This window comes from Corynebacterium sp. KPL1824 (assembly GCF_000478095.1).
Classification (GTDB): domain Bacteria; phylum Actinomycetota; class Actinomycetes; order Mycobacteriales; family Mycobacteriaceae; genus Corynebacterium; species Corynebacterium accolens.
The window spans coordinates 1,275,229-1,299,003 of sequence record NZ_KI515749.1 but is presented as its reverse complement, the minus strand read 5'-3'; the positions used below and the strand labels follow the sequence as shown (position 1 = coordinate 1,299,003).

Annotated in this window: 24 protein-coding genes and 3 pseudogenes; 14 read left to right on the top strand and 13 right to left on the bottom strand. The window is 60.2% G+C overall.

Translation table 11 applies throughout. The features are described 5' to 3' along the window. The first annotated feature begins 40 nt into the window (after positions 1 to 40). Both HMPREF1267_RS13365 and HMPREF1267_RS06040 read left to right on the top strand, forming a co-directional pair. Complete coding sequence (locus tag HMPREF1267_RS13365; RefSeq protein ID WP_084519575.1) at positions 41 to 226, top strand: integrase core domain-containing protein; 186 nt, start codon at positions 41 to 43, stop codon at positions 224 to 226. Positions 227 to 242: 16 nt separating this feature from the next. Continuing rightward, positions 243 to 965: pseudogene (locus HMPREF1267_RS06040) on the top strand (IS3 family transposase); the annotation flags it as partial. Positions 966 to 967: 2 nt separating this feature from the next. Here the strand turns inward: HMPREF1267_RS06040 and HMPREF1267_RS13360 are convergent. After that, the gene (locus HMPREF1267_RS13360) at positions 968 to 1,243 is read right to left on the bottom strand and encodes a hypothetical protein (protein ID WP_023028744.1); all 276 of its coding nucleotides are present in this window, start codon (positions 1,241 to 1,243) and stop codon (positions 968 to 970) included. Positions 1,244 to 1,368: 125 nt separating this feature from the next. Here HMPREF1267_RS13360 and HMPREF1267_RS13355 point away from each other — a divergent pair, with 125 nt between their 5' ends. From HMPREF1267_RS13355 to HMPREF1267_RS12985, 7 genes and pseudogenes are all read left to right on the top strand, one after another. Then, positions 1,369 to 1,539 carry a hypothetical protein gene (locus HMPREF1267_RS13355; RefSeq protein ID WP_023028743.1) on the top strand — a complete coding sequence of 57 codons (171 nt, stop codon included), beginning with the start codon at positions 1,369 to 1,371 and terminating at the stop codon, positions 1,537 to 1,539. A gap of 99 nt (positions 1,540 to 1,638) precedes the next feature. Then, the gene (locus HMPREF1267_RS06030) at positions 1,639 to 2,472 is read left to right on the top strand and encodes an iron ABC transporter permease (RefSeq protein WP_232215109.1); all 834 of its coding nucleotides are present in this window, start codon (positions 1,639 to 1,641) and stop codon (positions 2,470 to 2,472) included. Beyond that, positions 2,472 to 3,515: an iron chelate uptake ABC transporter family permease subunit gene (locus HMPREF1267_RS06025; protein ID WP_023028741.1), complete on the top strand. Its 1,044-nt coding sequence runs from the start codon at positions 2,472 to 2,474 to the stop codon at positions 3,513 to 3,515. The genes HMPREF1267_RS06030 and HMPREF1267_RS06025 overlap by 1 nt, the downstream gene beginning before the upstream one ends. Positions 3,516 to 3,521: 6 nt before the next feature. Continuing rightward, a complete protein-coding gene (locus tag HMPREF1267_RS06020) occupies positions 3,522 to 4,433 on the top strand; it encodes an iron-siderophore ABC transporter substrate-binding protein (RefSeq protein ID WP_023017860.1) in 912 nt (303 codons plus the stop codon). Beyond that, the gene (locus tag HMPREF1267_RS06015; RefSeq protein WP_023017859.1) at positions 4,433 to 5,215 is read left to right on the top strand and encodes an ABC transporter ATP-binding protein; all 783 of its coding nucleotides are present in this window, start codon (positions 4,433 to 4,435) and stop codon (positions 5,213 to 5,215) included. The genes HMPREF1267_RS06020 and HMPREF1267_RS06015 overlap by 1 nt, the downstream gene beginning before the upstream one ends. Positions 5,216 to 5,411: 196 nt before the next feature. Continuing rightward, positions 5,412 to 6,119: a DUF4232 domain-containing protein gene (locus HMPREF1267_RS06010; RefSeq protein ID WP_023017858.1), complete on the top strand. Its 708-nt coding sequence runs from the start codon at positions 5,412 to 5,414 to the stop codon at positions 6,117 to 6,119. A gap of 603 nt (positions 6,120 to 6,722) precedes the next feature. Further along, positions 6,723 to 7,675: pseudogene (locus tag HMPREF1267_RS12985) on the top strand (IS3 family transposase); the annotation flags it as partial. Between the two features lie 514 nt (positions 7,676 to 8,189). Here the strand turns inward: HMPREF1267_RS12985 and HMPREF1267_RS05995 are convergent. Continuing rightward, positions 8,190 to 9,380, bottom strand: a pseudogene (locus HMPREF1267_RS05995) (IS256 family transposase); the annotation flags it as partial. Next, positions 9,381 to 9,524, bottom strand: a complete 144-nt coding sequence (locus HMPREF1267_RS13575; RefSeq protein ID WP_369707691.1) for a hypothetical protein — start codon at positions 9,522 to 9,524, stop codon at positions 9,381 to 9,383. Positions 9,525 to 10,053: 529 nt separating this feature from the next. Between HMPREF1267_RS13575 and HMPREF1267_RS05985 the strand changes: the two genes are divergently transcribed. From HMPREF1267_RS05985 to HMPREF1267_RS05970, 4 genes are read left to right on the top strand one after another with little or no spacing between them, the layout of a single operon-like run. After that, positions 10,054 to 10,890, top strand: a complete 837-nt coding sequence (locus tag HMPREF1267_RS05985) for a DUF368 domain-containing protein (RefSeq protein ID WP_023017852.1) — start codon at positions 10,054 to 10,056, stop codon at positions 10,888 to 10,890. Next, positions 10,890 to 11,777, top strand: a complete 888-nt coding sequence (locus tag HMPREF1267_RS05980; RefSeq protein ID WP_023017851.1) for an ABC transporter substrate-binding protein — start codon at positions 10,890 to 10,892, stop codon at positions 11,775 to 11,777. Before HMPREF1267_RS05985 ends, HMPREF1267_RS05980 begins: the two co-directional genes overlap by 1 nt. Continuing rightward, on the top strand, positions 11,770 to 12,723 hold the full coding sequence (locus tag HMPREF1267_RS05975; RefSeq protein ID WP_005280304.1) for an amino acid ABC transporter permease: 954 nt from the start codon (positions 11,770 to 11,772) through the stop codon (positions 12,721 to 12,723). Before HMPREF1267_RS05980 ends, HMPREF1267_RS05975 begins: the two co-directional genes overlap by 8 nt. After that, positions 12,723 to 13,487: an amino acid ABC transporter ATP-binding protein gene (locus HMPREF1267_RS05970; RefSeq protein ID WP_005280303.1), complete on the top strand. Its 765-nt coding sequence runs from the start codon at positions 12,723 to 12,725 to the stop codon at positions 13,485 to 13,487. The genes HMPREF1267_RS05975 and HMPREF1267_RS05970 overlap by 1 nt, the downstream gene beginning before the upstream one ends. A 28-nt stretch (positions 13,488 to 13,515) precedes the next feature. Here the strand turns inward: HMPREF1267_RS05970 and HMPREF1267_RS05965 are convergent, their stop codons facing one another. From HMPREF1267_RS05965 to HMPREF1267_RS05930, 8 genes are read right to left on the bottom strand one after another with little or no spacing between them, the layout of a single operon-like run. Next, entirely contained in the window at positions 13,516 to 14,262 is a 747-nt protein-coding gene (locus HMPREF1267_RS05965) for a sulfite exporter TauE/SafE family protein (RefSeq protein WP_005280302.1), read from the bottom strand. Continuing rightward, on the bottom strand, positions 14,259 to 14,732 hold the full coding sequence (gene coaD, locus HMPREF1267_RS05960) for a pantetheine-phosphate adenylyltransferase (RefSeq protein ID WP_005280301.1): 474 nt from the start codon (positions 14,730 to 14,732) through the stop codon (positions 14,259 to 14,261). Before coaD ends, HMPREF1267_RS05965 begins: the two co-directional genes overlap by 4 nt. Positions 14,733 to 14,747: 15 nt before the next feature. Further along, positions 14,748 to 15,350: a 16S rRNA (guanine(966)-N(2))-methyltransferase RsmD gene (rsmD, locus tag HMPREF1267_RS05955; RefSeq protein ID WP_023017850.1), complete on the bottom strand. Its 603-nt coding sequence runs from the start codon at positions 15,348 to 15,350 to the stop codon at positions 14,748 to 14,750. After that, the gene (locus HMPREF1267_RS05950; RefSeq protein WP_005282633.1) at positions 15,351 to 15,563 is read right to left on the bottom strand and encodes a biotin/lipoyl-containing protein; all 213 of its coding nucleotides are present in this window, start codon (positions 15,561 to 15,563) and stop codon (positions 15,351 to 15,353) included. It lies immediately after the preceding gene. A gap of 19 nt (positions 15,564 to 15,582) precedes the next feature. Further along, positions 15,583 to 17,709 (bottom strand): ATP-dependent DNA helicase RecG, encoded by a 2,127-nt coding sequence (locus tag HMPREF1267_RS05945; RefSeq protein WP_005282631.1) that lies wholly within the window; start codon positions 17,707 to 17,709, stop codon positions 15,583 to 15,585. Positions 17,710 to 17,711: 2 nt separating this feature from the next. Further along, on the bottom strand, positions 17,712 to 19,064 hold the full coding sequence (locus HMPREF1267_RS05940; RefSeq protein WP_034653677.1) for a DAK2 domain-containing protein: 1,353 nt from the start codon (positions 19,062 to 19,064) through the stop codon (positions 17,712 to 17,714). Between the two features lie 10 nt (positions 19,065 to 19,074). Beyond that, on the bottom strand, positions 19,075 to 19,713 hold the full coding sequence (locus HMPREF1267_RS05935; protein WP_005282628.1) for a uracil-DNA glycosylase: 639 nt from the start codon (positions 19,711 to 19,713) through the stop codon (positions 19,075 to 19,077). Positions 19,714 to 19,715: 2 nt separating this feature from the next. After that, positions 19,716 to 20,753, bottom strand: a complete 1,038-nt coding sequence (locus HMPREF1267_RS05930) for a thiamine-phosphate kinase (RefSeq protein WP_034666938.1) — start codon at positions 20,751 to 20,753, stop codon at positions 19,716 to 19,718. Here HMPREF1267_RS05930 and HMPREF1267_RS05925 point away from each other — a divergent pair. After that, positions 20,701 to 21,600, top strand: coding sequence for a DUF3515 domain-containing protein (locus HMPREF1267_RS05925; RefSeq protein WP_023028735.1), 900 nt, complete (start codon positions 20,701 to 20,703; stop codon positions 21,598 to 21,600). The two genes, HMPREF1267_RS05930 and HMPREF1267_RS05925, sit on opposite strands and share 53 nt — an antisense overlap. Positions 21,601 to 21,615: 15 nt before the next feature. Here the strand turns inward: HMPREF1267_RS05925 and HMPREF1267_RS05920 are convergent, their stop codons facing one another. Continuing rightward, complete coding sequence (locus HMPREF1267_RS05920; protein WP_023028734.1) at positions 21,616 to 22,683, bottom strand: D-alanine--D-alanine ligase family protein; 1,068 nt, start codon at positions 22,681 to 22,683, stop codon at positions 21,616 to 21,618. Positions 22,684 to 22,705: 22 nt separating this feature from the next. Next, positions 22,706 to 23,704 carry an NAD(P)H-dependent glycerol-3-phosphate dehydrogenase gene (locus HMPREF1267_RS05915; protein ID WP_023028733.1) on the bottom strand — a complete coding sequence of 333 codons (999 nt, stop codon included), beginning with the start codon at positions 23,702 to 23,704 and terminating at the stop codon, positions 22,706 to 22,708. Positions 23,705 to 23,775: the final 71 nt, after the last annotated feature.

Genomic DNA, 23,775 nt, shown 5'->3' with positions numbered 1-23,775 from the left:
TGCTCTAGCTGAAAACGTTAACGGCTCCTACAAGAACGAGCTGATCCATACTCGCAGGTGGAATGACGTTGTCGAAGTGGAAATCGCGACGTTTGAGTGGGTGTCATGGTGGAACGAGGTAAGGCTCCACCAAAGCCTGGGATATCGAACCCCGGCCGAGGTGGAAACCGAATTTTGGAAGAAGAACCCGCAACAGGGAATAATAGAAATCAAGGCAAATGCCTAGGAACAAAAGGGGCACTTCAATCCTAGAAAGCTTCGAGGCTAACAAGCATCGCTACGGCTACCGGCGAGTGTTGCTGGACCTGCGCAACAAGGGCTGGGTGGTCAACCACAAACTCGTCTACAAACTCATGCGCCAGATGGGTCTTCGAGCCAAGATTCGCCAACGCAGGCCGTATATTTCCTACGCAGGAACTATAAGCCACATCGCTGACAACAAACTCGACCGCAAATTCACCCCAGACACGCCAAACACCGTCTTTGTCAGCGACGTCACCGAGTTCAGGGTCGCAGGCCGAAAAGTGTATTTGTCACCGGTGATGGACTTGTTCGACCGCTCAATCGTCGCTTACACCGTGGCCACATCGCCGACGGCAGCGTTTACCGTCGATTCTTTGTCCAAGACGATCGCAGCCTGTGCACCGAAGCCTGGGTGGATGATGCACACCGATCAAGGATTCCAGTACCAGCATTCCTCCTAGCGTAACCTGATCGGTGACAACGGTAGTGTTCAGTCGATGTCGCGTAAAGCCAACTGCTACGACAATGCAGTAATGGAGAACTTCTTCGGGCACGTAAAGACCGAGATGTACCACGGGGAAGTCTTCGACACAGTCGAGGACTTTAACCAAGCCATCGAAGACTACATCCAGTGGTACAACACCGAACGCATCCAACAACGACTCAAGGGCCTGACCCCGATGCAATATCGGAATCAGACCCTTGAACCCCTCACCGCCTAGAATTAAACCAGTCCAACTTTCGGGGGCCAGTTCACCACGCGCCGCGGGGCCTCCTCGACGGTAAAGTCACCGAACTTGGTGGCCACTGTGACCGGATAGGCCGCGGCGTCGCCGTCAGCCGATGCCGACTGCGCCAACGATGCCGACGATGCCGCCACCGAGTTGTCGGCCGCACCGGAATCGGGGTCCGACGAGCATGCGGCCACACCCCAGCCGACATGGGCGAGCGACAGGAATACCGCGGCCGAGCGACGAGTGCGGGAAGTCCGCAGAGACACAAAAGACTGTCGAATTGAGAAAAGTTAGCCTAACCAACATTAGGTGAACCTATCTCAAGCCGACGAACCTCCAGCAAGGAAAGACAATTCACGTATATCGGAGCAATTAGGGTAACCTTACCTACATGACATCGACGACTCTGCCGACACCGGCCGCGGGCACCCCGCGCGCCGCGGGCCACAGCAGACGACTCCTCGGCCTAGCCCTCCTCGTGGCCGCACTCGCCGCCCTTGTCTTCGCCAGCCTGGCACTGGGCGCCAAGGCGACTTCCATCTCAGAGCTCACCCAGGCCTGACCCACCGCCTGGGAGATCCTGCGCGGGCACACCGACACTGCCCAGGCCGCCGGCACCGTGGGCAGCAGCGTCGCCGAGATCGCCGGAATCCTTGCCACAATGCGCATCCCGCGCACCGTGCTCGCCATCGTCGTCGGAGCTGCGCTCGGACTAGCCGGCACACTCGTTCAAGGCCTGACCCGCAACCCGCTCGCGGACCCTGGACTACTCGGCGTCAATGCGGGCGCCGCACTCTTCGTCGCGGCGGGCATCTTCCTCTTCGGGCTGACGTCCATGCAGTCGCACCTTTTCCTCGCCTTCCTCGGCGCGGGCCTGGCGGCGCTGCTCGTCTTCGGGCTCTCCGCCGGCGGCATCGGTCGCGGCGACACCCTGGGCCTCGTCCTCGCGGGTTCCGCCCTGTCCGCCGTCCTCGCGGCGGCCACGTCGGCCATCGTCTACATCGATCCCAACGCGCTCGACACCCTCCGCTTCTGGCAAGCGGGGTCCGTCACCGGACGCGGCTTCGACATCATCACCCCTGCGCTCGTGCCGCTCGCCATCGGCGCGGTACTAGCGCTGGCGCTGGGCCCGACGCTCAACATCCTCAATCTGGGCGCGGAGGCCGCGCAGGCGCTGGGCACCAACGTTGCCCGCGCCAATATCCTGGGCCTCGTGGCCATCACCCTGCTGGCCGGCGCGGCCACGGCAGCCGCGGGCCCCATCGGCTTCATCGGTCTCGTGGTGCCCCACGTCGCCCGCGGCATCACCGGCCCGGACTACAAGTGGGTCACCCCCTACTCCGCGCTGGCGGGCGCCTGCCTGTTGCTCGGCGCCGACATCGTGGGCCGCCTCATCATGCGCCCCGGCGAGCTCCAGGCGGGCATCGTCATCGCGTTGCTCGGCGGGCCGGCGTTTATCTGGCTCGTCCGGCACCGAACGGTGGTGAGCCTGTAATGAAGTACCTCAGCCTCGGAAAGTTCAGCTTCCTCTACCACCCGCGCACGCAAGCCTGGACCGTGGCCATCGTGGTCGCGAGCGCGCTCGTGTGGGTCATCAGCCTCGGCATCGGCGAGTTCCCCCTTAACCCCGTCGAGGTCATCGGCGTTCTGGCGGGCGGCGGAAACAAGCTCGAGCGCACCGTCGTCATCGACTGGCGCCTGGCCCGCTCGCTCGTGGGTCTAGCCGTCGGCGCCGCGCTGGGGCTCTCCGGCGCCATCACGCAGCGCATCGCCCGCAACGGCCTGGCCAGCCCGGACATCCTGGGCATCAACCAGGGCGCCACCGTGGCGGCCGTGGCCATCATGGTCTTCGGAGGATCTGCCGGGGCCGGCGGCGCGTTCGGTGCCTACGTCGGCATCCCGCTCGCCGCCATGGCCGGCGGTCTCGCCACCGGCGCGGCCATCTGGATGCTGTCCCGGCGCGGCGGGGTGGATATGTTCCGCCTCGTCCTCGTGGGCATCGGCGGCAACGCCTTCCTTCACGCCTTGGTCACGTACATGTTAGCCGCCACAGATCTCAACACCGCGGCCGCGGCCAAGGTGTGGATGGTCGGCTCGCTCAACGGCCGCACCTTCGAGCACCTATGGCCCACCCTGGGCATGCTCGTGGTGTGTGGCCTAGTGCTAGCCCGCATCGCCATCGATCTGCCCGCGCTGGAGCTCGGCGAGGATTCCGCCCAAGCCCTCGGCGCCCCCTTGAAGAAGATCAACGCGGCACTGCTCATCGTCTCAGTTCTACTGGCCGCGGTGACCGTCTCCGCCGTGGGCCCGGTGAGCTTCGTGGCCTTCGTCTCCCCGCAGATCGCCGCGCGCCTGGCGCGGGTCGGGGCGCCGCCCCTGGGGGCATCGGCGGCCATGGGCGCGCTCATCGTGTGCGTGTCCGACCTCATCGCCCGCTGTGCCTTCGGCTGGGAGATCCCGGTGGGCATCATTACCTCGGTCATCGGCGGACCTTTCCTCATCCGGCTGCTCTGGCAGCAAACTCGAACACGAAAGTAGACAACCATGCAACGACGTAACTTCCTCAAGATCACCGCCGGCCTCGGCGTCGCCGCCTTCGCTGCGGCCTGCTCCAAACAGGAGACTGCGCCGAGCGAGCAGGCGGCCACCTCCGCGGCATCATCCAGCGCCGCCGAGCAGCACCAGCGCGTGATCGCGCTCAACACCGGCCAGCTGGACAACCTCCTCATGCTGCGCATTCTCCCGGTGGGCGCGGCTAAGGCCAAGAACCTGGGCGTCGTCCCGGACTACATCCGCAACCGCTTCGGCTCCGACTTCGATCTGGACTCCATCGCGGACTGCGGCCTACGTGCTAACCCGGATCTGGAGACCATCGCCTCCCTGAAGCCCACCCTCATCTGCGCTAACTTGCGTACGGACGAGGCCATCCTGGAGCAGCTCAAGGCCATCGCGCCCGTCGTCACCGGTGAGGGCGGCGGCGAGAACTGGAAGCAGGACCTCCTCACCATCGCCGAGGCCGTGGGCAAGAAGGACTCCGCCGAGACCCTCCTGGCCGAGTACGAGTCCAACGCCAAAGCCTGGGGCGAGGGCTTATCCTCCAAGCCCACCGTCTCCTTCCTGCGTTCCAAGGACGACCAGTTCCAGCTCTACGGGGTCAACTCCATGGCGGGCTCCGTGGCCGCCGATGCCGGCCTGCCCCGCCCCGCCAACCAAAAGCAGATTAAGAAGGCTGGCCAGGACATCTCCGCCGAGCAGCTCTCCGAGGCCGACGCCGACTGGATCTTCTACGGCGTCAACGCCGGCGCTGCCGACCCCTCGCAGGCCGCCACGTGGCAATCTCTCAAGGCAGTGCAGGCCAACCAGGCCGTGTCCGTGGACTACGAGTCCTGGTACATGAACGCGTCCCTGCTCTCGGCCACCATCATCCTCCAGGGTCTGAAGGACAACATCAAGTAATGAACGCTCGACTTTCCGCGCACTCCGTCTCCGTCGGTTATGGCGATACCGTCATCAGCCGCGACGTCACGCTCGACATCCCCGACGGCCAGGTCACCACGCTCATCGGCGCCAACGGCTGCGGCAAGTCGACCCTCCTGCGCGGCCTGTCCCGCTTGCTCCCACTGTCGGAGGGCTCCGTCACCCTCGACGGGAAGAAGCTGGGTGACTACTCCTCCCGGGAGCTAGCCACGCGCTTGTCGCTGCTCCCCCAGTCCCCCATCACCCCTGCCGGCGTCACCGTCGCAGACCTCGTGGCCCGCGGCAGGCACCCGCACCAGTCCTGGCTGCAGCAGTGGTCCGCCTCCCACTCCGCCGCCGTGGACGAGGCCATGGCGCTCACCAACGTCTTTCAGCTGCGCGACCGCCCCGTGGACTCCCTGTCCGGCGGCCAGCGCCAGCGCGTATGGATAGCCATGGTCCTGGCTCAGGACACCGACATCGTCTTCCTCGACGAGCCCACCACCTATCTGGACCTGGCGCACTCCACAGACGTCCTCGAGCTCGTCTCCACGCTCAATAAGGAACAGGGCAAGACCATCGTCATGGTGCTCCACGATCTCAACTTGGCCGCCCGCTACTCGGACAACCTCGTCCTTATGAAAGACGGCTCCGTCACGGCCCTGGGCTCGCCCGAGTCCACCATCACGCCGCAGGCCCTGCGCGACGTTTTCGGCCTGGACTCCCGCGTCATCGAGGACCCCGTCACCGGCGGGCCGCTCATCGTGCCGGAGCGCCCATAAGCCCCGTCGTTCCCTGCGTTTTTCGATCATGGGAAAGGCGGCGGGAGTTCATCATGTTCACGCTTTCAGTCACAGGACGGCTACTGCACACTGTGTGACACATTCTGCGAATCGTTGCTCATTGCTAGCAAAGACTTAACAGACTCGTGACCAGTAATCTCTAGTCCCCGTCGTGCTGTGAAACTATCCTGTGGGCATGAAGAATCTGCGCGTACTCCTGTCCCTCAGCCTGCTGCTACCACTCGCCGCGTGTTCCGCCGGCGAGGAGGACACTGCGGCACCGTCGGCAGTCACGACCACCGTCGTTCACTCGGCCGACGCCCCTGCGGGTGACGATGCCGCCGACGGCACTGTCGGTGCTGGCGGTGCGGACGCCGCCGATACCGCCACGGCCGACAACGTTGCTTCCGGGGCCGCTCCCGGCGCGTCCGGCACCGCACCAGCCCCAGCATCCTCCACTATCCCGCCCTTGCCCGAGGGCGCCTGCGCCACCTCCCAGCTCTCCGCCGAGATCACCAACGAGCAGGGAGCCGCTGGCTCCCGACTCGTCGACATCGTGCTGACCAATACCTCTGGCGAGGAGTGCACCCTCACGGGCTTCCCCGGCGTCTCCGCCGTCACCGGCAACGACGGCACTCAACTAGGCCCCGCCGCGCTGCGTGAGACCGGCACCGAAGCTGCCACCGTGACGCTGGCGCCAGGGGCCCAGGCCCGCGCGGGGCTCAAGATCACCAACGTGGGATTGCTCGACGCGGCGGCCTGCCAACCTCAGGACGCCGATGGCCTGCGGATCTATCCGCCCGAAAACACCGACAGCCTCTATGTCGCAGTACCGGGCCTGCAGGGCTGCGCGGGCGAGGTCGACATCTTGTCTGTCCAGCCCATTACTGAGCTCTCCCCGTAAATCATTTCGATCTCCTAACAATTTCCAGCTGGTGATAGAACTCGGCTTCGCGCTTCGTTAGTCTCGGCCACGAGTTCGCCCCCTCGGACGAAGGACATACACCATGACCACTCTCCCTGTCCTCCTGCCCCAACGCACCGCGCGTGCCGCAGTAGCGGTGGCATCAGCAGCCGCGCTCGTTGCGTCCTGCTCCCTCCCCGACACCCGGCGCGAGGCAGCCCCGTCGGAATCCGCAGTGGCACCTGACTCGACCACGGCGACCGAGTCTGCCTCCAACCCAACAGCGACCTCGAGCACTTCCTCACGCGCGACTCGCAGCAGCACCAGCCCAGCTACGTCGAGCAGGGCGGCATCGACACGCAACTGGCCCGTATCCTTGGCCGAAGAAAGCTGCGACCCGAACGCCAGAGTCGCCGACACCGAAGTCGGCGAATTCGTTGACAAAGGCGAAGCACCAACGGCCATCGTTCATTTCCTGTCGACGGGAGGAGCCTGAACGCGGAGCGCCTCTCAAAGACTTCAAGGTCACCCAAGATTCTTTCGATGCGTGCGAGTGAAGCGTCCTCGGTTTAGTTCCTACCTCAGCTAAGGAAGGATTGAACTATGCCTAGAAAGTATTCCGTCGAGTTCAAGGAGAAGGCGATCCATCAGATCATCGAAATGGTCCGCCTGGAGTCCTGCGCACTGCAACGTGCCTACACAGAGGTCGGTGAGCTGCTAGGGGTATCTCACCCTACGTTGCGGGCTTGGTACCGTGACAGCGCTTCAGTACGTGATGACTCTGACGCTTCAGGCGGCGAAACAATGGAAGAAGAGCTTGGGGCGTCTGCGCCGAGAAAACCGCGAACTGAAACGAGCAAACGGGATTCTTAAGACTGCTTCGGCTTTTCTCGCAGCGGAACTCAACCGACCCTAAGACCAAATGATCTCCTACATCGACGCGTATAAAGATCAGTTTGGGGCCCGGGTCCATCTGCAGAGTCCTTAAACAAGCAGATCGTGGATTCATCACCTCACGCGGCTACCGCAAAGCCACCACACGCGTTCCCAGCGCAAGAACCTTAAGCGATAGCCTTCTCATCCCAGAAATACAGCGTGTGCATGCGCAGAATTTCTCGGTCTACGGCATCCGCAAAATGTGGCACACTATGAACCGTGAAGGCTATCATATCGGCCGCGACAAGACCGCACGTCTGATGAAACTCGCAGGTGTTTCCGGCCGCCGACGTGGACGAACCCCTGTGACAACGATTAGCCCGAAGGCACCGGATCATCGCCCAGACCTTGTACAGCGAGACTTCCGTGCGCAGGCGCCAGGCAGGTTGTGGGTTGCCGACATTACCTACGTTCGCACCCTGTCAGGATTCGCCTACACCGCATTTGTCGTGGATGTATTCAGCCGAAAAATTGTTGGTGTCGTTACACGATCGACAATGCGCACCGACGCGCTGCCGATGGAGGCTTTGGAGCATGCGTTAACGACTGCAGGGCGAATTCATGGAAACCAGTTAATTCACCATAGCGATCGGGGCAGCCAGTACGTGTCACTGAAGTATTTCAGGTTAAGGGTCAGAAAGTGTGTCTGGGATCGGGGATTTTTACGCCCTGACCTTTAGGTTAGCGTCAGATATACGCTTTGGGAGCGTATATCTGGCCTTGGGGACGTAAATCCACGTTGTGGCTGACTGCCTGTGGTAGTCGGCGGTGGTGTGGTGCCCCAATGCCAAAGAGTCGACCACGCTGCCACTGCGGCGCCGATACCAAACGCAATGGAACAACCGGCCAGCATTCCTCTGGATGGCTGCGTAAGGCCTACGCTACACCCCAAAATAGGCCGTCCGGAATCCCCAGCGCCGCAGTATTTATCCAGCTCCTCGTGCGTATTGCACCTCTCGGACAGCTCAGGCGTAGCCAGCTCAATGAAATGAGGCTAGTGCCACACCACGTCGGGGCGGTGGTTAAACCGGTCTTGATTGGTGGCGTTGCCTAGGTACCACGACCGAGACTGCTCCAACACCATCTACGCCCCGTCAAGGGAGCGTGTCAAGTTGTTTGTGTGTGGGGCTAGGTTTATAGGTAATTGTCGAAGCGGTCGGGGTAGGCCACGGCCATTTGGTTGATGGCTTGTTTCCAGCCGGAAACTCGGGCTCCTTCCATGAGTCTGCCGGCTGTCGCTGAGACTCGTTTTCCCTGCTTCGCCCTCTTGGCAGCTCGTTTGTCTTCGATATTGCAGATCATCAACCACAGCGTCTTTATCGCTGATTCATCGTTGGTGAACTGCACCCTGTTGCGGGTAGCTTTACGCAGCTGGTTGTTAAACGACTCAATGGAATTCGTCGTATAGATGACCTTCCTTGCTGCTGGCGGGAACTGCAAAAATGGCACGAATCTATCCCATGCATCCTGCCAGACCTTGACTGAGCGGGGATATTTCTCACCCAGCTCGGAGGCTTCAAATTCGTCTAAAGCAACCTGTGCTGTGGGCTCGTCCGTGGCAGTGTAAATCTTTTTCAACGCGGCCGATACGCCCCAGCGATCCCCATAGGCTACCCACCGGTTAGCGGCGCGAATCAGGTACACGATACAGGTTTGCACCATAGAGTTCGGCCAAGTTGCCTCAACTGCTTCAGGCAGGCCTTTAAGCCCGTCACAGCAGACGATAAAGACGTCCTTGACCCCACGGTTAGAAAGATTGGCGCATACCTGCGCCCAAAATGAAGCGCCTTCTTCTTTGGCAATCCACAACCCCAAAATATGCTTGATACCGTCGAGATCCACGCCGATAGCCATGTACGCGGACTTATTGACCACCCGGCCACCATCCCGGACTTTAATGCGCAGCGCATCCAGAAAAACCACGGGGTAGAACTCATCTAACTGGCGGTTTTGCCAGACCATGACCTCATCGAGGACAGCATCGGTGACTGCGGAAATCGTCTCATGGGAAATATCAACCCGCATCGCCGTTGCCATATGGTGCTGGATGTCCCTAATTGTCATCCCACCGGCATACAAGCTGACGATCATGTCATCGACATCAGTCAAACGCCTAGAACCTTTAGGAACCATAGTCGGCAAGAATGTACCAGCCCGATCCCTCGGGACATCAACGGTTAATGGCCCATAGTTAGAATCCACGGTCTTTGGATACGACCCGTTGCGGTAATTGTCTGTCCCAGCAGCAGCTTTAGCGCTCCTGTCGCCAGACTCGTAGCCCAAATGGGCATCCATTTCCGCGTTGAGTCCCCTGGTAATCGAGGCCTACAACATGCCGCGAACCAAGTCATTGGCATCCATTGTCGACCTGCCTAGGTCATCAATCAGCTTCGCGATCTCAGGGTTAGCAAGCAGCTTCTTTTCAATCGCATCAATCTTGACCTTATCAGCCGGATCTCGTCGTGCCACACTAGTCATTCTGATCCATCTCCTCGTGCAGGTTAGGTACCCACACACAAACCATCAGACACTCTCATCATAGTTGTCAATTCGTTGTCACAAACCGGGTCATCGTAAATTATCCCCTGGTCAGACCATTAAATTACGGCAGGCCGCGTGAGTTCGAGTCTCACCAGGGGCACGGTACAACCCCGCTTCCTTCCGGAAAAATATCCACGAAGGAAGCGGGGTTTCGTCATGCCACTTTCTTTCTCTTACCACGGCCTCGATTCAGCGTATATCCTTCCGCGAATTGCATATTTACACAACGGCTAAGAAGCGTTATCTCTGCAAATTAATACCTTCTTAACTCGAGACTTTAAGCACAAGCCCATCTCATATAAGGTAGATAACCGTTAAAGTAATGAAAGATATGCAGGCTTAAGCCACCACGGGCGGTGCTACACCTCGCCGTACGGTCTTGAGCAACGAGCTTTTTGGCATCCCGAGTGGCCCGTCAACCGCAGTCATGTCTTATACCCAGGTAGATTTCTAATTTATGCACTATATTTTGAACGCCGTTCGTGGCGCCCTCATCGGTATGGCCGAGCTGGTTCCCGGCATCTCCGGCGGAACTGTCGCCCTCATCGTGGGGATTTATGAGCGCGCCGTCCGCAATGCCAATGACCTCATCTCCGGCAACTTTAAAAAGGTCGAGTGGTCCTTTCTGGGCTCCGTCGCCGTCGGCATGCTCATCGCCGTTTTCGGCTTTTCCACGCTCCTGTCCAACTTCGTCGACAACAACGTCTCTGCCTCCAGCGCGCTCTTTTTAGGCATGGTGGTCATCTCCATCATCGTTCCGCTTTCCATGTTGTCTAAGGCGGAGCGCACCGCCCCCTCCTCCATCATCGCGTTTATCGCTGCTGCCGTCGTGATTTTTATCGTCACGGGCTTTACCTCCGAGCCGCAGGATGACCCGAGCCTTATCGTGGTCTTCTTTGCCGCAGCGATTGCTGTATGCGCGCTAATTCTGCCGGGTATTTCCGGCTCGCTCATCTTGCTGACCATGGGGCTGTACCAGCCGATCATCGGCGCGGTATCGGACCGCGAGTTGGGCACCATGGGCGTCTTTGCACTTGGTGCCCTGTGCGGGCTCGCCGCCTTCATCAAATTGCTCAACTATTTGCTGAGTACCCACCGCGCTCCCACCCTGGCCGCCATGGCGGGCTTCATGCTGGGATCCCTGCGCGCCCTGTGGCCCTGGGGTGCGGACCAGGACGCCTCTTCGGGCGCCATCATCGGATACTTCATCCTCGGTGCCATCATCGTGTCCATCTTCATCTACGTAGACCGCAGGAACGCACAAGCCATCGATGAAAGGACGGCGGAATATTAATGCCCTGGGCGATTAATCATCGACCACTAACGGCCGCCATCATGGCGTGTGTACTGCCCTTGAGCGCGTGCGTTGTCAACGAGGAAGATTCCACGCCGGAAGGCTGGGAAGAGCCAGATACTGATGTTGTTCCCGAAATCGCAGCGATGTACCACGACGATGATGGCGTGCTCACGGCGGGAACGAACCCGCCCTATGCCCCATTTCAGCTCAAGGACTCACACGGCGATCTGCAGGGCGTAGAGCTCGACCTCGCCCGTGCCGTAGCCGGGGTATTGGGCCTGAAGTTCCAAGCCTTGGAGCAAGATTTCTCCATGATCCTGCCAGCGGTCCAATCCGGCCAGATAGACATGGGCGCCTCCGGGTTTACGGATACGGCCGATCGCCGCGATGAGTTCGACTTCGTGGATCACCTCTATGCGGGCATTCAATGGGCTGAGCTTGTCGATGGACCGAATAAGGTCGATCCCTCTAACCCATGCGGGCTGACCGTAGCGGTTCAGCGCACCACCGTGTCCGAAACCGACGATGTGCGCCCCAAACAAGATGCCTGCGACGGCGACCTCACCGTCTTGTCCTATGACACTGGGGATAACGCCGCGCTCGCCGTCCTTATGGGCCGCGCCGATGCCCTATCCGCGGACTCGCCGGTGACCGCCTGGGCGGTCAATCGCTCCGAGGGAAAGATGCGTGCGGTGGGAGATATGTTCCAAGCCTCCCCTTACGGGTTCGCAGTACCGAAGGACTCGGACTTGGCAAAAGCCTCAGCTGCTGCCCTCCAACACCTCATTGATACCGGTGAGTACGCGGAGATCTTGGCCCGCTGGGGAATTGAAGATGGATTAGTAGACCAGGCGATGATTAATGAAAGGCCCATCAATGGTTAACGAGCACAAAGAGGAAGCCAGCGCGACTGCGCACCAGGAAGCACCCGCCAAGATTGAAGCCCGGCCACTGCGCCACCCTTGGCGGTGGCTCTGCGCGGTCGTGCTGCTCATTCTTGGTCTGTGGTTTGTCATTGCCTCCGCGCGCAATGAGGCCTTTGGGTGGGATACGTACTTCCAGTATCTCTTTGACCAGCGCATCGCCATCGCCTCCCTGCACACGATTGCAATCACCATCTTGTCCATGATCATTGGCGTGGTAGGCGGCGCCATCCTCGCCGTGATGCGCATGTCGCCCAATCCCATCCTGCGCGCCATTTCCTGGATCTTCCTGTGGATCTTTCGCGGCACGCCGATTTATGTCCAGCTGGTTTTCTGGGGCTTGCTATCTGCGATTTATCAATCCATCAACTTGGGCTTTGCAGAGGTCTCCCTGCAAAGTGTGTTGACCAATGCCTTCTTCTTGGCGGTCATGGGCTTGGGCCTCAATGAGGCCGCCTATATGGCCGAAATCGTGCGCTCGGGCATTTCCTCGGTGCCAGAAGGCCAAAAGGAAGCCTCCAAAGCCCTCGGCATGTCTTGGTGGATGACCATGCGGCGCACCGTATTGCCGCAGGCGATGCGCATTATCATCCCGCCGACAGGCAATGAGTTCATTTCCCTGCTCAAGACCTCGTCACTGGTGGTGGCCATCCCCTATACCCACGAGATCTTCGGCCGCGCCACCGATATTTCTGCAGCCCTCTTCCAGCCCATTCCGCTCTTGATGGTCGCCGCCTCGTGGTACTTGGTCATTACTTCCCTGCTCATGGTGGGCCAGTACTTCCTCGAGCGCCACTTTGAGCGCGGCGCCACCCGCGAGCTCACTGGGCGCCAACTTGCCGCGCTTGCCGATGCCGAAGGTACTATCCCCCGCAACGTCTCTGTAATCCAGGAGGGTAAAAAATAATGACTACTCCCATGATCTCCGCACAGAATGTGCACAAATCCTTCGGGCAATTCGAGGTGCTCAAGGGCATCGACTTAGAGGTCCAACCCGGCGAGGTAGCCTGCCTTTTAGGCCCTTCCGGTTCAGGTAAGTCGACCTTCCTGCGCTGCGTTAACCACCTGGATAAAGCCACGGCGGGCCGGCTTTATGTCGACGGTGAGCTCATTGGTTACCGCGAAAAGAATGGAATCCTCTACGAAATCAGTGAAAAGCAGGCTGCGCAGCAGCGCTCCGATATTGGCATGGTATTCCAGTCTTTTAACCTCTTCCCCCACCGCACGGTGGTAGAAAACATCATTGAAGCACCGATGCAGGTCAAGAAGGTGCCAGAGGATAAGGCCCGGAAGCGTGCCATGGAGCTGTTAGATGAGGTGGGACTGGCGGCGAAGGCCGATAACTACCCAGTCCAGCTTTCTGGTGGCCAGCAGCAGCGCGTTGCCATCGCTCGCGCCGTGGCGATGGATCCAAAGCTCATGCTTTTCGATGAACCTACTTCCGCCCTGGATCCCGAGCTCGTCGGCGAGGTCCTCCGCGTGATGAAGGATCTCGCGGCCCAGGGCATGACCATGCTCGTGGTGACCCACGAGATGGGCTTTGCGCGCGAGGTGGCGGATAAAATTTTCTTCATGGACGGCGGCGTAGTCCTCGAATCCGGTACCCCGGTTGAAGTGCTCGACAACCCACAGCAACCGCGCACCAAGGAGTTCTTGTCCTCGCTTCTTTAGGTAGGCCTCGCGCGGTGCCAGCCGCGCCCTAGGCTCCGTAGGTGACGACGCCGCGAATCAGCGCACTGAGAGCGCCGAGGCTAGCTACCGATAGCGACAGTGCGCGCGCGATATCCCTGGACACGATATGCGCGATGCGCGAGCCCAGCCAGATGCCGATGAACATGCCGGCAATGCCTGCGGGCCAAATAACCCAGGGCAGGCCATCGAATGTCGCGGCGCCGAGCGCGGTCTTGGTGATAACGGAAAAGAGCCCGCCCACCACAAAGATCGGTTGCAGGGTCGCCGTATACATGGCTTGGGGCCATTTGGCCGCCTGGGCGTAGACGGTAATGACCGGGCCGGCCACTCCGGCCAAGGTATTGGTAAATCCGCCAAGGATGCCCGCGGAAATGGCCGGCCCCTTGCCTTCCATCGGCGGGACGAACCTAGCGCCGTAGGTCACCACCGCCAAGGCGATGAGCAGTGCTGCACCCACCACTATCAATAGCCCTGCGGTATCGATCTTGCTAATCAACGCCGCGGCCGCCAGAGAACCGATAATCATCACTGGCGCAATGAGCCCGAACATTCTCCAGCTGACATTGCGGCGGACAGTGACCGTAGTAAGCAGAGCATTGACCGCCGCCAAGACGTTAATCACCAGGATGCCTTCTACCGGGCCCATCACCAGCATGAGAATGGGCCCGCCGATAAGGCCAAGCCCCATGCCAGAGACGCGTTGCAGCGTGGATCCCGCGACAACGACGGCAAAAATAATCAGCGCCAAAATCATCGGCGGTATTTTTCCTTCACCGCTTGTACTACCGGATCAGGAAGCATGCCAGTGACCTCGCCGCCGAATTGCGCGACCTGCTTGCACAGCGAAGAGCTGATGTAGCCGTACTTTTCATCGGTAAGCAAAAAGACCGTATCGATGCCGGACAAACGCCTGTTCATCTGGGCCATCGGCAGTTCGTACTCATAATCCAGGGAAGAACGCAGTCCCTTGACCAAAACGTCTACTCCGTGCTGCGAGGTATAGTCCACGAGCAGGCCGGACCAATAGTCCACGTTAATGCGCGAATCCACGCTCTGGCGGATGAGATCCATGCGCTCGTGCACGCTAAATAACCCTGAAGGCTTTTCTGGGTTGCCAGTAACGAGCACCGTAACCTCATCAAACATCTGGCTGGCGCGCTCAAAAATATTGACGTGGCCAAGAGTGATGGGGTCAAAAGACCCGGGGCACACGGCTGTGGTCATAAAATATCGCTTTCTCTAGTTATCTAAGGTGTCATCGGTTTCGTCGGCATCGTCGGTACCGGGACGGGTATAGACTGCCATATCCATGCGCGCGATGCCGAAGGTACGCTTCTTTAATTTCTGCCCCGTCGGCTCAAAACCTTCGGGCCAGTCGGTCTCGGGCGATTCGACATGGCGTTCAATGACCACCATCGCAGTATCTGTAAGCACTGGCTCTATTGCGGCGATGAGCCCGGCGACATCGTCAAAAGCATAAGGCGGATCGGCTAAAACCAGATCAAAGTAGCCGCGCGGGGCGCTGGCCAGATACGTCGATACCTTCCTTTCCTCCACGCGGGCACCAGGATGTTTCACCACGCCGATGTTGTGCTTGATGATAGAGACCGCCGCAGGGTTGGACTCCACCAACACTGCCTCATCTGCCCCACGGCTTAATGCCTCCAAGCCCAAGGCGCCGGATCCAGCGAACAGGTCAAGCACCTTGGATCCCGGGAACCCCCACCGGGCATTCAACGAGGAAAAGAGGCCTTCCCTCGCGCGATCGGCGGTCGGGCGGGTTCCCTCTGCCGGAACTTTAATCGTCCGCCCCCGCGCTTCGCCTGCAATAATCCGCGTCATTTACGCTTCTCCAATCTCCATAATTAAGTCTCCGCCAATTACATCGCTAAAATCCGCCACCGCAATGCGAGAAATCGTCCCTGGACCAGGGGACACGACCGGCGATTCCAGCTTCGTTGCCTCAACGGTAGCGAGCTCCTGACCAGTACTAATTTTCTCACCTACATCGACATGGCAGCGAACGATGCCCGCGAAGGGGGCGTAGATTTTCATACCTATAGCCTATCCCCTCTTAGTTTTTCTCCAAGTATTCCTGCTCGCTTTGGCTCAAATTCCGCGTCAGCTCCTCTGCCAACTGGGGATTGCGCTGAACCATGGCATACGCATCCGCGTGAGTACGCTCCACAATATCTTGGTCATCGGCAAGGTTGAGCAACCGCAGCGTCCGGTGGGTACCAGATTGCACCGCACCCAGAATATCGCCCTCGTGGCGTTGCCGAAGGTCTAATTCCGCAAGGTCAAACCCAGACGAGGTCTGGGCAATCTGGGTAATGCGCCGATACGAGGCCGAGTTCTCCTCCGCTTTCGTATGCATCAGGCAAATGGACGCATTGCCGCCACGTCCTACGCGTCCGCGCAATTGGTGTAGCTGGGAGACGCCGAAGTTTTCTGCCTCGCGGATGAGCATGACCGTGGCGTTGGGAACATCGACGCCCACCTCGATGACCGTGGTAGATACCAAGATATCGATTTCACCCCGGGCAAAAGAGGTCATGACCTCATCCTTATTCGGCATCTTGCCGTGCAAGATATCTACCCGCAGCCCCTTAAAAGGGCCAGCAGCAAGCTGTTCCGCCAGTTCAAGCACTCCGCCCTCGCCTTCGATGCGCGGGCAGACGATATAGGCTTGGTGTCCATGCGCCACTTCCTCACGGATGCGCTCGAGCGCCCGCGCCACCCAAATGGGCCGCCACTCCGCCACCACGGCGGACTGGATCGGTTTTCTTCCGCCCGGTAGCTCGGCGAGCGTCGATACCGCGAGATCGCCGAAAATCGTCATGGCGATGGTACGCGGGATGGGGGTTGCCGTCATGACCAAGACGTGGGGACTTATCCCCTCGCGCGTCTTAGAGCGCAGGCTATCGCGTTGCTCTACGCCAAAGCGGTGCTGCTCATCCACGATCACCAAGCCCAAATCGAAGAACTCAACCGATTCTTGAATGATGGCATGCGTGCCGATGACGATATTCGCCTCACCCGAGACGATATCCAGGAGCGCTTGGCGCTTCTCGGCGGTCCGCATGGATCCGGTTAAGAGCACAACCTTGACGCCTTCTGGCACGGACGTACCAATCGAGGCCGCATGCTGGGAGGCCAAGACCTCAGTGGGAGCAAGCAGCGCCGCCTGGCTTCCGGCATCGATGGCCTGCAGCATGGCGCAGGTGGCGACCATCGTTTTTCCCGAGCCCACCTCGCCCTGCAACAGACGCATCATGGGTAAGGAACCGGACAGGTCATCATCAATCTCAGTAATGACCCGGCGCTGGCCTTGCGTGAGTTCAAAGGGAAGATGGGTCAATAACTCTTCGCGGAAACCGCCCAAAATAGCGGGCATCGCCGGCGCCGTGTGCGCATGCGCATCGCGCTGGCGCAGCGCCATGACCAGCCCAATGGAAAGCGCCTCGTTGTACTTGAGTCGCTGAACCGCGCGTTGCGGGCCAGCCGCGCCGGGCTCATGGATTTCGCGCACCGCTTGATCCAGGCTGATAATCATCTGCTGGTCCAAAGGCTCCCGGATGGTGGGGGTATGCGCGAGCACGTAGTGGATGGCTCCCATGAGGTACCACGAGGTGATCTTTGCCGTGGCGGGATATACCGGTATCCATTCCCGCTCGAGCAATAATTTATCGAGCCGGCCGAATTGGGACAGGTTGCGCAGGGACCCGGTCGCCTTCTGTGGCTTTTTCTTTCCCGCCGCAGGCGCCTGGTAGGCGGCAAGTTCCCCGTCTGGGCGCCCGAAGGCATCGATTTCTACGAAATCCGGCTGTTGTAGCTGGGGCTGCTGGCGGAAATATTTCAATTTTCCGCTCATCATAACCCGCTGCCCACGGTGGAGCATGCGCAAGACGTACATGGCATTAAAAAACGTGGCGATAATATGACCATCGAGCTGGACGTTGATGATGGTGGTCTTGCCCGTATCGCGGGTCGTTATTCCCGTTACGGTTCCGGTAATGGTGACGATATCGCCCTCGGCGGCATCGCCAAGCCCCACGTCTTGATTATGACGGATGTAATCGCGCGGATAGTGCGCCAAGAGCTCCCCGCAGGTCTTATATCCCAGCGCCTTGGTGATCTTGGTAGCGTCTTTTTTATCCAAGACATCGGTCAACGGGCGATCATCTTGCCAGCCAAGCATCGCTATTCCACCCCGATCTCGGTAGGAATATCCGGCACTTGCAAGGCCACTACATCGACGCCTAGCTCGGCCGCCAGCTCTTCTTGCGAGATGGCAAGCGGGCTAATGACCGTGACCTGTTCCCCGCCGGCGGCCAACAACTGGCGGCACGTCTTAGCGATGGCTGCCGCAGATTCTTCTTCCGGGTGCGCCACCCGCATCGACTGCGCAGCATCGCGCATGGATTCTACGACCGCGGCGGTATCCGCATTATCCGGTTCATAGACGGAGATGGCGGCCAGCCCCGCCGCAAGGGAAGAAATGTCCACGGTATGCGCTGCAGTTGCGTGTTCTTCTAGCCCGCTGGATAAAACGATGTCCTCGCCCGCCGCGTGGATGGTTTCTCCTGGTTCGACCACCGTAACCCCAGCGGACTGCACCAGCTCGGCCATGGGGCCGGCGGGCACCGCGGCATAGACGGTGCGCGTATGACCGGCGCCAGTGTCTCCGCGCGGGGCCGAGGTTTCCGGAAGTGCCTCAAGGCGCAGGTTGCTGACAGATCCTGCGGCAAAGGCGGTTTCGATGACCTTGCCGGCTTGGGTGGAATGGATGTGGATCGAAGCGCTATCGTCACTTGCTTGCGCGATGACCAAGCTCGTGCCCAGGGGGGCAATCTTCTCCTTCAATGCTGCGCTATCGCCTTCGAAAAAGAAGACCACCTCAAGTTCGGTGACGGCCTCCGGCATGGATTCGGCTGCGTGGCTGGTAGTGCCCTCGATTTCTGCGAGGAGGGCTTCTAAAAGGATGACCAGGCCGGCACCGCCTGCATCTACCACCCCAGCTGCACGCAGTTCTGGCAGCTGCGAGGGCGTTTCCGCAAGGGCTTTCTGGGCGGCGGAAATCGTCTCCGCTACGACGCCGTGAAAACTAGATTCGGGTTGCCGCGCGGTGCTTTCCGCTGTTTCTGCGGCGCATCGCAGTACGGTAATAACCGTTCCTTCCACCGGTTCCGCAATCGCGCGGTCCACGAGCTCTACCGCATGCATAAGCGAAGCTGCAAAGATGGCGCCATCGATGGTGGAATCCACGGTGGCCTCCGCGACCCCGCGCAAGACCTGCGAGAGGACCATTCCGGAATTTCCCCGCGCCCCGCGCACGGCCCCCATCGCAAGCGCGGCCGCAACGTCGCCTCCGCCCTTTTCCACCTCGGCGACGGCGGCTTCCATGGTGTGCGCCATATTCGAGCCGGTATCAGAATCCGGCACCGGAAAAACGTTGAGCGCATTGATTTCGGCGCGCCGATGAGAAAGCTCGCCTACAGCGCGGTGCGCCCAATTGCGCAATCCGTGAGCGTCCAGCGTGCTGGGGTATGACATGCGCAATAGTTTACAAGTCCCACGCGATCTCCCGCGCGCCTTGGTCCCGCAAAAGGGCGTTTGCCCGGGAAAATGGGCGGGAACCAAAGAACCCCCGGCTGGCCGAAAGCGGCGACGGGTGCGGCGAGGTAATGCAGGGCACATCGGGAAGGAAGCGCTCGCAGGATTGGGCATCGCGGCCCCATAAAATCGCGACCATCGGGGTGCGGTTGAGGGCGCGGATGGCGGCCTCGGTCACCTCTTCCCAGCCGATGCGCCGGTGCGATCCCGCCTGCCCCGGCGCCACGGTCAGCACCCTGTTCAGAAGCAGTACCCCCTGGTCGGCCCAGGCGCTCAGATCGCCGTCTTCGCGCCCGCGAACGCCCACATCGTCATACAGCTCACGGTAAATATTGACCAAGGAGCGCGGGGGTTTGACCCCCGGCTTGGTGGAAAAGGCCATCCCCATCGCGTGGCCCGGGGTGGGATAGGGGTCTTGGCCAACGATGAGCACGCGGACATCATCAAGCGGCATCTGCAATGCCCTGCACACGTCTTCTGCCGGCGGCAGGTAATCCTGGTTGTCCAGCGCCTGAGATATCCGTGGCCACTGCTGCTCCAGCACCGGCGCGAGAACCGGTTCCCACGAGGGATGGTAAGTCGGGTGCATATCTAAAATCCTGCCCACCCTTCTGCATAACGGGGTCGTTTACCACCCACCGTAACGCCGCTGCCGCGCGAGACGGTGCCGATTTCCCGGAACCCCGAAGGCGCCTGCTTCGCGGTGGTTCCAATCAGGCTATGGTCCTCGCCGCCGGCCAGGACCCACTGCCACGGATCGCAATCGAGGACGGCGGCCGCGGCATGCAGAAGCGGATCGGGCTGGATGGCATCGGCATCCAAATCGATGTGCACCCCGGAGCGCTGCGCCATGGTTCCGCAGTCTTGGATGAGGCCATCGGAATTATCGGTCATTGCGGTGACCTCGGCGGCGCGGGCGATAACGCCGCGGCCGGGGCTGAGCCAGGGGGCGCAGTGGGCATCAATAAGTGGGTACAAATCCGCATGCTCTGCCGGCAGATCGCGGCCAAACCGCTGCAGCAAAGACAAGCCCGCCGCCGCATGGCCAATCGCGCCGTGGGCCACGACCTTCTGGCCCGCGCGCGCCGCATCAAGGGTCAACGCTTCCCTGCTGCCGCCCAAAAAGCCGATGGCGGTGATGTTGATAACCAGCAGGTCCGATTTCGTAATATCCCCGCCCACCAGCTCGGCGTTGTAGAAAGAGCAATGCTCGGCGATGCCCTTAGCTACGCCCCTGACAAAGCTCACCGGCGTATCCCCCGGTGCGGCGATGGCTAAAAGGGCCGCCACTGGGCGCGCGCCCATGGCCTCGATATCGGCGAAGTTGCGCAGGATGGCCTTCTTACCGACCTCGCGCGGAGTGGACCATTCCCGCAAGAAGTGTCGGCCATCTACCATCAGATCGGTAGAGGCCACCGTGCGCGAATTGGGTGGCGCCGCGAAAAGCACAGCAGCATCATCGCCATTCAGGCTGCTGGGGGCGGCCGCTGTGATTTCTCGAATCACCGCCTGCTCCCCCACGTCCGCGAGAGTCTGACTTAAGTTCACCGGCATCCTTTCGATAAAATGAACCCCTATGACATCCCAATTTAACCGCACCGCGATCTTCATTTCACTTGGGTTGTCCATAGTGATGGTTTTAGCGGTCCTTTTCGGCGCGAAATACGTATTCACAAACACGGCCAAGGCCCCCGTGGCGGTCTCCCCGGTGGATTCGCCAGAGGCCGATTCACAGGCGTGCACGGACTTTGTGCATGCGCTTCCCGATGAAGCCATGGGCCAACCACGCGCCGATATTGCAGAGCCCGTCCCCGCCGGCGTTGCCGCCTGGGCCGCTAACTCCCAGGAAAAGGTGACGGCGCGCTGCGGTGTTGCCATGCCCTTCCAGTACACCGATTACTCCACGACGCAAGACGTCGACGGTGAGCAGTGGTTCAAGGTCAAGGATGCGACCTCTGGTTCTAACCTCTCTACCTGGTATTCGACCCAGCGCTTCCCGGTCGTGGCGGTAACGACCTTTGATGATGAAAAGCCGCAAGACCTCAACGAGGCCGTTGCCACCCTGGAGAACAAGCCGGCCGAAACCCACCCGGCACCCTTGCGCGATCTAAAGGCGGCAAAAAATGACCGCTGTACCGCGGTAGAAAAGGCGCTACCGGATGAGATTGCGGATGGCTACCACCGCCGCGAGGTGGACGATAAGGACACCTACGTGTGGAGCTCTGAGGGGCACGAGGACATCGTCGCGCGCTGTGGCATCGCCCAGCCAGAAAATTACGAGGCGGGCGTGCAGCTCCAGCAGGTCAACGATATTGCCTGGTTTGAGGATACGACCTTGGCCCAAGGCACGACCGCAGGAACCTGGTTTGCGCTCGGCCGCGAGAATTACCTGGCGCTGCACGCCCCGCAGGATTCCGCACAGGCAGCACTGGTGGCGCTCAGCGATATCACCGCGAAGCACGTCCCAGAAAGGTAAAAGGAAGCCGCAGACCTACGCAGTGCGGGCCTCTGCGCTGGCGATGAGCACCTCAAGCAACGAGGGGTAATCCACGCCAGAGGCCGCCAGCACCTGCGGGTACATAGAAATCGGGGTAAATCCCGGCAGGGTATTGACCTCGTTGATGTACAGGCCCTCTTCGGTAACGAAGAAATCCACGCGGGACAGCCCGGTGCAGTTAAGCGCCTTAAAGGCCCGAATCGCCATATCGCGCAATTGCGCCGTGAGTTCTTCTGGGAAAGGCGCGGGAATTTGGGCCGTGACCACGTTATCTAGGTATTTGGTCTCAAAACCATAAAACCCTTCATCGGAGTCATCGATGCCCTTAAGCAGCGCTGGCACAGAGGCAATAAGCTCGCCATCTGGGTATTGCAGGACGCCGACCTCTACCTCGCGGCCGACGATTTCTGGCTCGACCAAAATCTTGTCATCGTCTTCCAAGGCAATGCGCACGGCTTCTGGGAAATCCGCCCAGTCGCTGACCTTGGAGACGCCAATTGAGGAGCCCCCGCGGGCAGGCTTGACGAAGACCGGCAGGCCAAGCCGTTCTTTTTCTTCCACGGTCAATTCCGTGCGACCCTGCACGATGACCTCTGGTGCCACCGGCAGGCCCGCTGCGGATAAAATCTTCTTGGTAAATTCCTTGTCCATTCCCACCGAGGACGCCAATACGCCGGGGCCCACATAAGGGATTCCGGAGAGCTCGAAAAGCCCCTGCATAGTGCCGTCTTCACCATAGGGTCCATGGAGAATGGGAAAGATAACGTCAACCTGGGCATACAGCGAACCGTCACTAATCGTGCGGATTTCGCCCTTACGCGCTGGATCCGCAGAAAGCGCCAATTCCGTGCCGCGCTTGACCTCAGGCATGACGCCATCGACGATTTCTAAGCCCTCGGTATCGCCCGATGTCCACGTGCCCTCGCGCGTAATGCCGATGGGCACCACCTCGAATTTTTCCGGGTCGAGATGCTTCATGATTGCGCCTGCGGATACGCAGGACACGGAGTGCTCGGTACTGCGGCCACCGTAAAGGACGGCCACGCGGGTCTTTTCAGTCATGGGCGATGATTTTACCTTTCTGCTACTCCGACTTCTTGGAGCGACCCATAAGGGCAATGATCATATCGTCTACCGCCATGCCCTGATGGCATACTCCGTAGACGGCTTCCGTAATGGGCATCTCTACCCCAGCCTGCTGGGCTAGGCGGAAGATGGAATCAGAGGAAAACACGCCTTCTGCCACCTGGCCATTGGTGGCCGCCTTCGCTTCTTCTAGGCTGCCACCTTGACCGAGGCGGTAACCGAAGGTCCTGTTGCGCGAGAGCGTGGAGTTACACGTGGCGACCAAATCGCCCAAACCCGCCAGGCCGGAAAAGGTAAATGGCTCCGCCCCCAAGGCCGTGCCCAGGCGCGTAATTTCCGCCAGGCCGCGGGTAATCATCGTGGCCATGGTGTTATTGCCCAAGCCCTTACCCGAGGCCATGCCGCAGGCCAAGGCGATGACGTTTTTGCACGCGCCACCGATCTCCGCGCCGATGACATCGGTATTTGTATAGGGCCGCAAGTAGGGCGCGGCGATGGCCGCCTGTACCGCCTTGGCGCGCTCTTCGTCGGTGCAGGCGATGACCGTGGCCGTAACCTGCCCCGCTGCTACTTCTTTGGCTAGGTTGGGCCCAGATAGAACCGCCACGCGCTGCGGATCCACACCCGCTGCATCCACGATGACTTCGCTCATGCGCTTGAGCGTGCTGGTTTCTACGCCCTTAGAAATGGAGACCAGCGTGGAATCCTCGGGCAATACGGGTGCCCAGCGCTCCACGTTGGCGCGTAGGGACTGCGATGGCACACCGAAGACCACGATATCCGCGCCGGAAAGCACCTCTTCCTCATCGTGCGTGGCGCGCAGTGCCGCCGGAAGGTGGACATCCGGCAGGTAGTCAGGGTTGGTATGCGTTTCATTGATCGCTTCCGCCAACTCGGTCCGGCGGGCCCACAGGGTGACATCATTTCCTGCGTCCGCAAATACCTTGGCCAGGGTGGTGCCCCAGGAACCGGCACCCATTACCGCTACTTTTACCATGGCGTCCTCCAAACGTTTTTCCTATTAGGTCCACCTTAAGGCATTTATCACTCCGGGCGTGGCAAGGATGC

What these genes read in the sequence shown, in the direction of transcription:
- HMPREF1267_RS05965 (WP_005280302.1), bottom strand. Translation starts at nt 14,262, where the DNA reads ATGATTTTGGCGCTGATTATTTTTGCCGTCGTTGTCGCGGGATCCACG.
- HMPREF1267_RS13355 (WP_023028743.1), top strand. Translation starts at nt 1,369, where the DNA reads ATGACATCGACGACTCTGCCGACACCGGCCGCGGGCACCCCGCGCGCC.
- rsmD (WP_023017850.1), bottom strand. Translation starts at nt 15,350, where the DNA reads ATGACGCGGATTATTGCAGGCGAAGCGCGGGGGCGGACGATTAAAGTT.
- HMPREF1267_RS06030 (WP_232215109.1), top strand. Translation starts at nt 1,639, where the DNA reads ATGCGCATCCCGCGCACCGTGCTCGCCATCGTCGTCGGAGCTGCGCTC.
- HMPREF1267_RS05950 (WP_005282633.1), bottom strand. Translation starts at nt 15,563, where the DNA reads ATGAAAATCTACGCCCCCTTCGCGGGCATCGTTCGCTGCCATGTCGAT.
- HMPREF1267_RS06025 (WP_023028741.1), top strand. Translation starts at nt 2,472, where the DNA reads ATGAAGTACCTCAGCCTCGGAAAGTTCAGCTTCCTCTACCACCCGCGC.
- HMPREF1267_RS06020 (WP_023017860.1), top strand. Translation starts at nt 3,522, where the DNA reads ATGCAACGACGTAACTTCCTCAAGATCACCGCCGGCCTCGGCGTCGCC.
- HMPREF1267_RS05975 (WP_005280304.1), top strand. Translation starts at nt 11,770, where the DNA reads ATGGTTAACGAGCACAAAGAGGAAGCCAGCGCGACTGCGCACCAGGAA.
- HMPREF1267_RS05935 (WP_005282628.1), bottom strand. Translation starts at nt 19,713, where the DNA reads ATGCACCCGACTTACCATCCCTCGTGGGAACCGGTTCTCGCGCCGGTG.
- HMPREF1267_RS05925 (WP_023028735.1), top strand. Translation starts at nt 20,701, where the DNA reads ATGACATCCCAATTTAACCGCACCGCGATCTTCATTTCACTTGGGTTG.
- HMPREF1267_RS06015 (WP_023017859.1), top strand. Translation starts at nt 4,433, where the DNA reads ATGAACGCTCGACTTTCCGCGCACTCCGTCTCCGTCGGTTATGGCGAT.
- HMPREF1267_RS05970 (WP_005280303.1), top strand. Translation starts at nt 12,723, where the DNA reads ATGACTACTCCCATGATCTCCGCACAGAATGTGCACAAATCCTTCGGG.
- coaD (WP_005280301.1), bottom strand. Translation starts at nt 14,732, where the DNA reads ATGACCACAGCCGTGTGCCCCGGGTCTTTTGACCCCATCACTCTTGGC.
- HMPREF1267_RS05985 (WP_023017852.1), top strand. Translation starts at nt 10,054, where the DNA reads ATGCACTATATTTTGAACGCCGTTCGTGGCGCCCTCATCGGTATGGCC.
- HMPREF1267_RS06010 (WP_023017858.1), top strand. Translation starts at nt 5,412, where the DNA reads ATGAAGAATCTGCGCGTACTCCTGTCCCTCAGCCTGCTGCTACCACTC.
- HMPREF1267_RS05915 (WP_023028733.1), bottom strand. Translation starts at nt 23,704, where the DNA reads ATGGTAAAAGTAGCGGTAATGGGTGCCGGTTCCTGGGGCACCACCCTG.
- HMPREF1267_RS05980 (WP_023017851.1), top strand. Translation starts at nt 10,890, where the DNA reads ATGCCCTGGGCGATTAATCATCGACCACTAACGGCCGCCATCATGGCG.
- HMPREF1267_RS05945 (WP_005282631.1), bottom strand. Translation starts at nt 17,709, where the DNA reads ATGCTTGGCTGGCAAGATGATCGCCCGTTGACCGATGTCTTGGATAAA.
- HMPREF1267_RS05920 (WP_023028734.1), bottom strand. Translation starts at nt 22,683, where the DNA reads ATGACTGAAAAGACCCGCGTGGCCGTCCTTTACGGTGGCCGCAGTACC.
- HMPREF1267_RS05930 (WP_034666938.1), bottom strand. Translation starts at nt 20,753, where the DNA reads ATGGACAACCCAAGTGAAATGAAGATCGCGGTGCGGTTAAATTGGGAT.
- HMPREF1267_RS05940 (WP_034653677.1), bottom strand. Translation starts at nt 19,064, where the DNA reads ATGTCATACCCCAGCACGCTGGACGCTCACGGATTGCGCAATTGGGCG.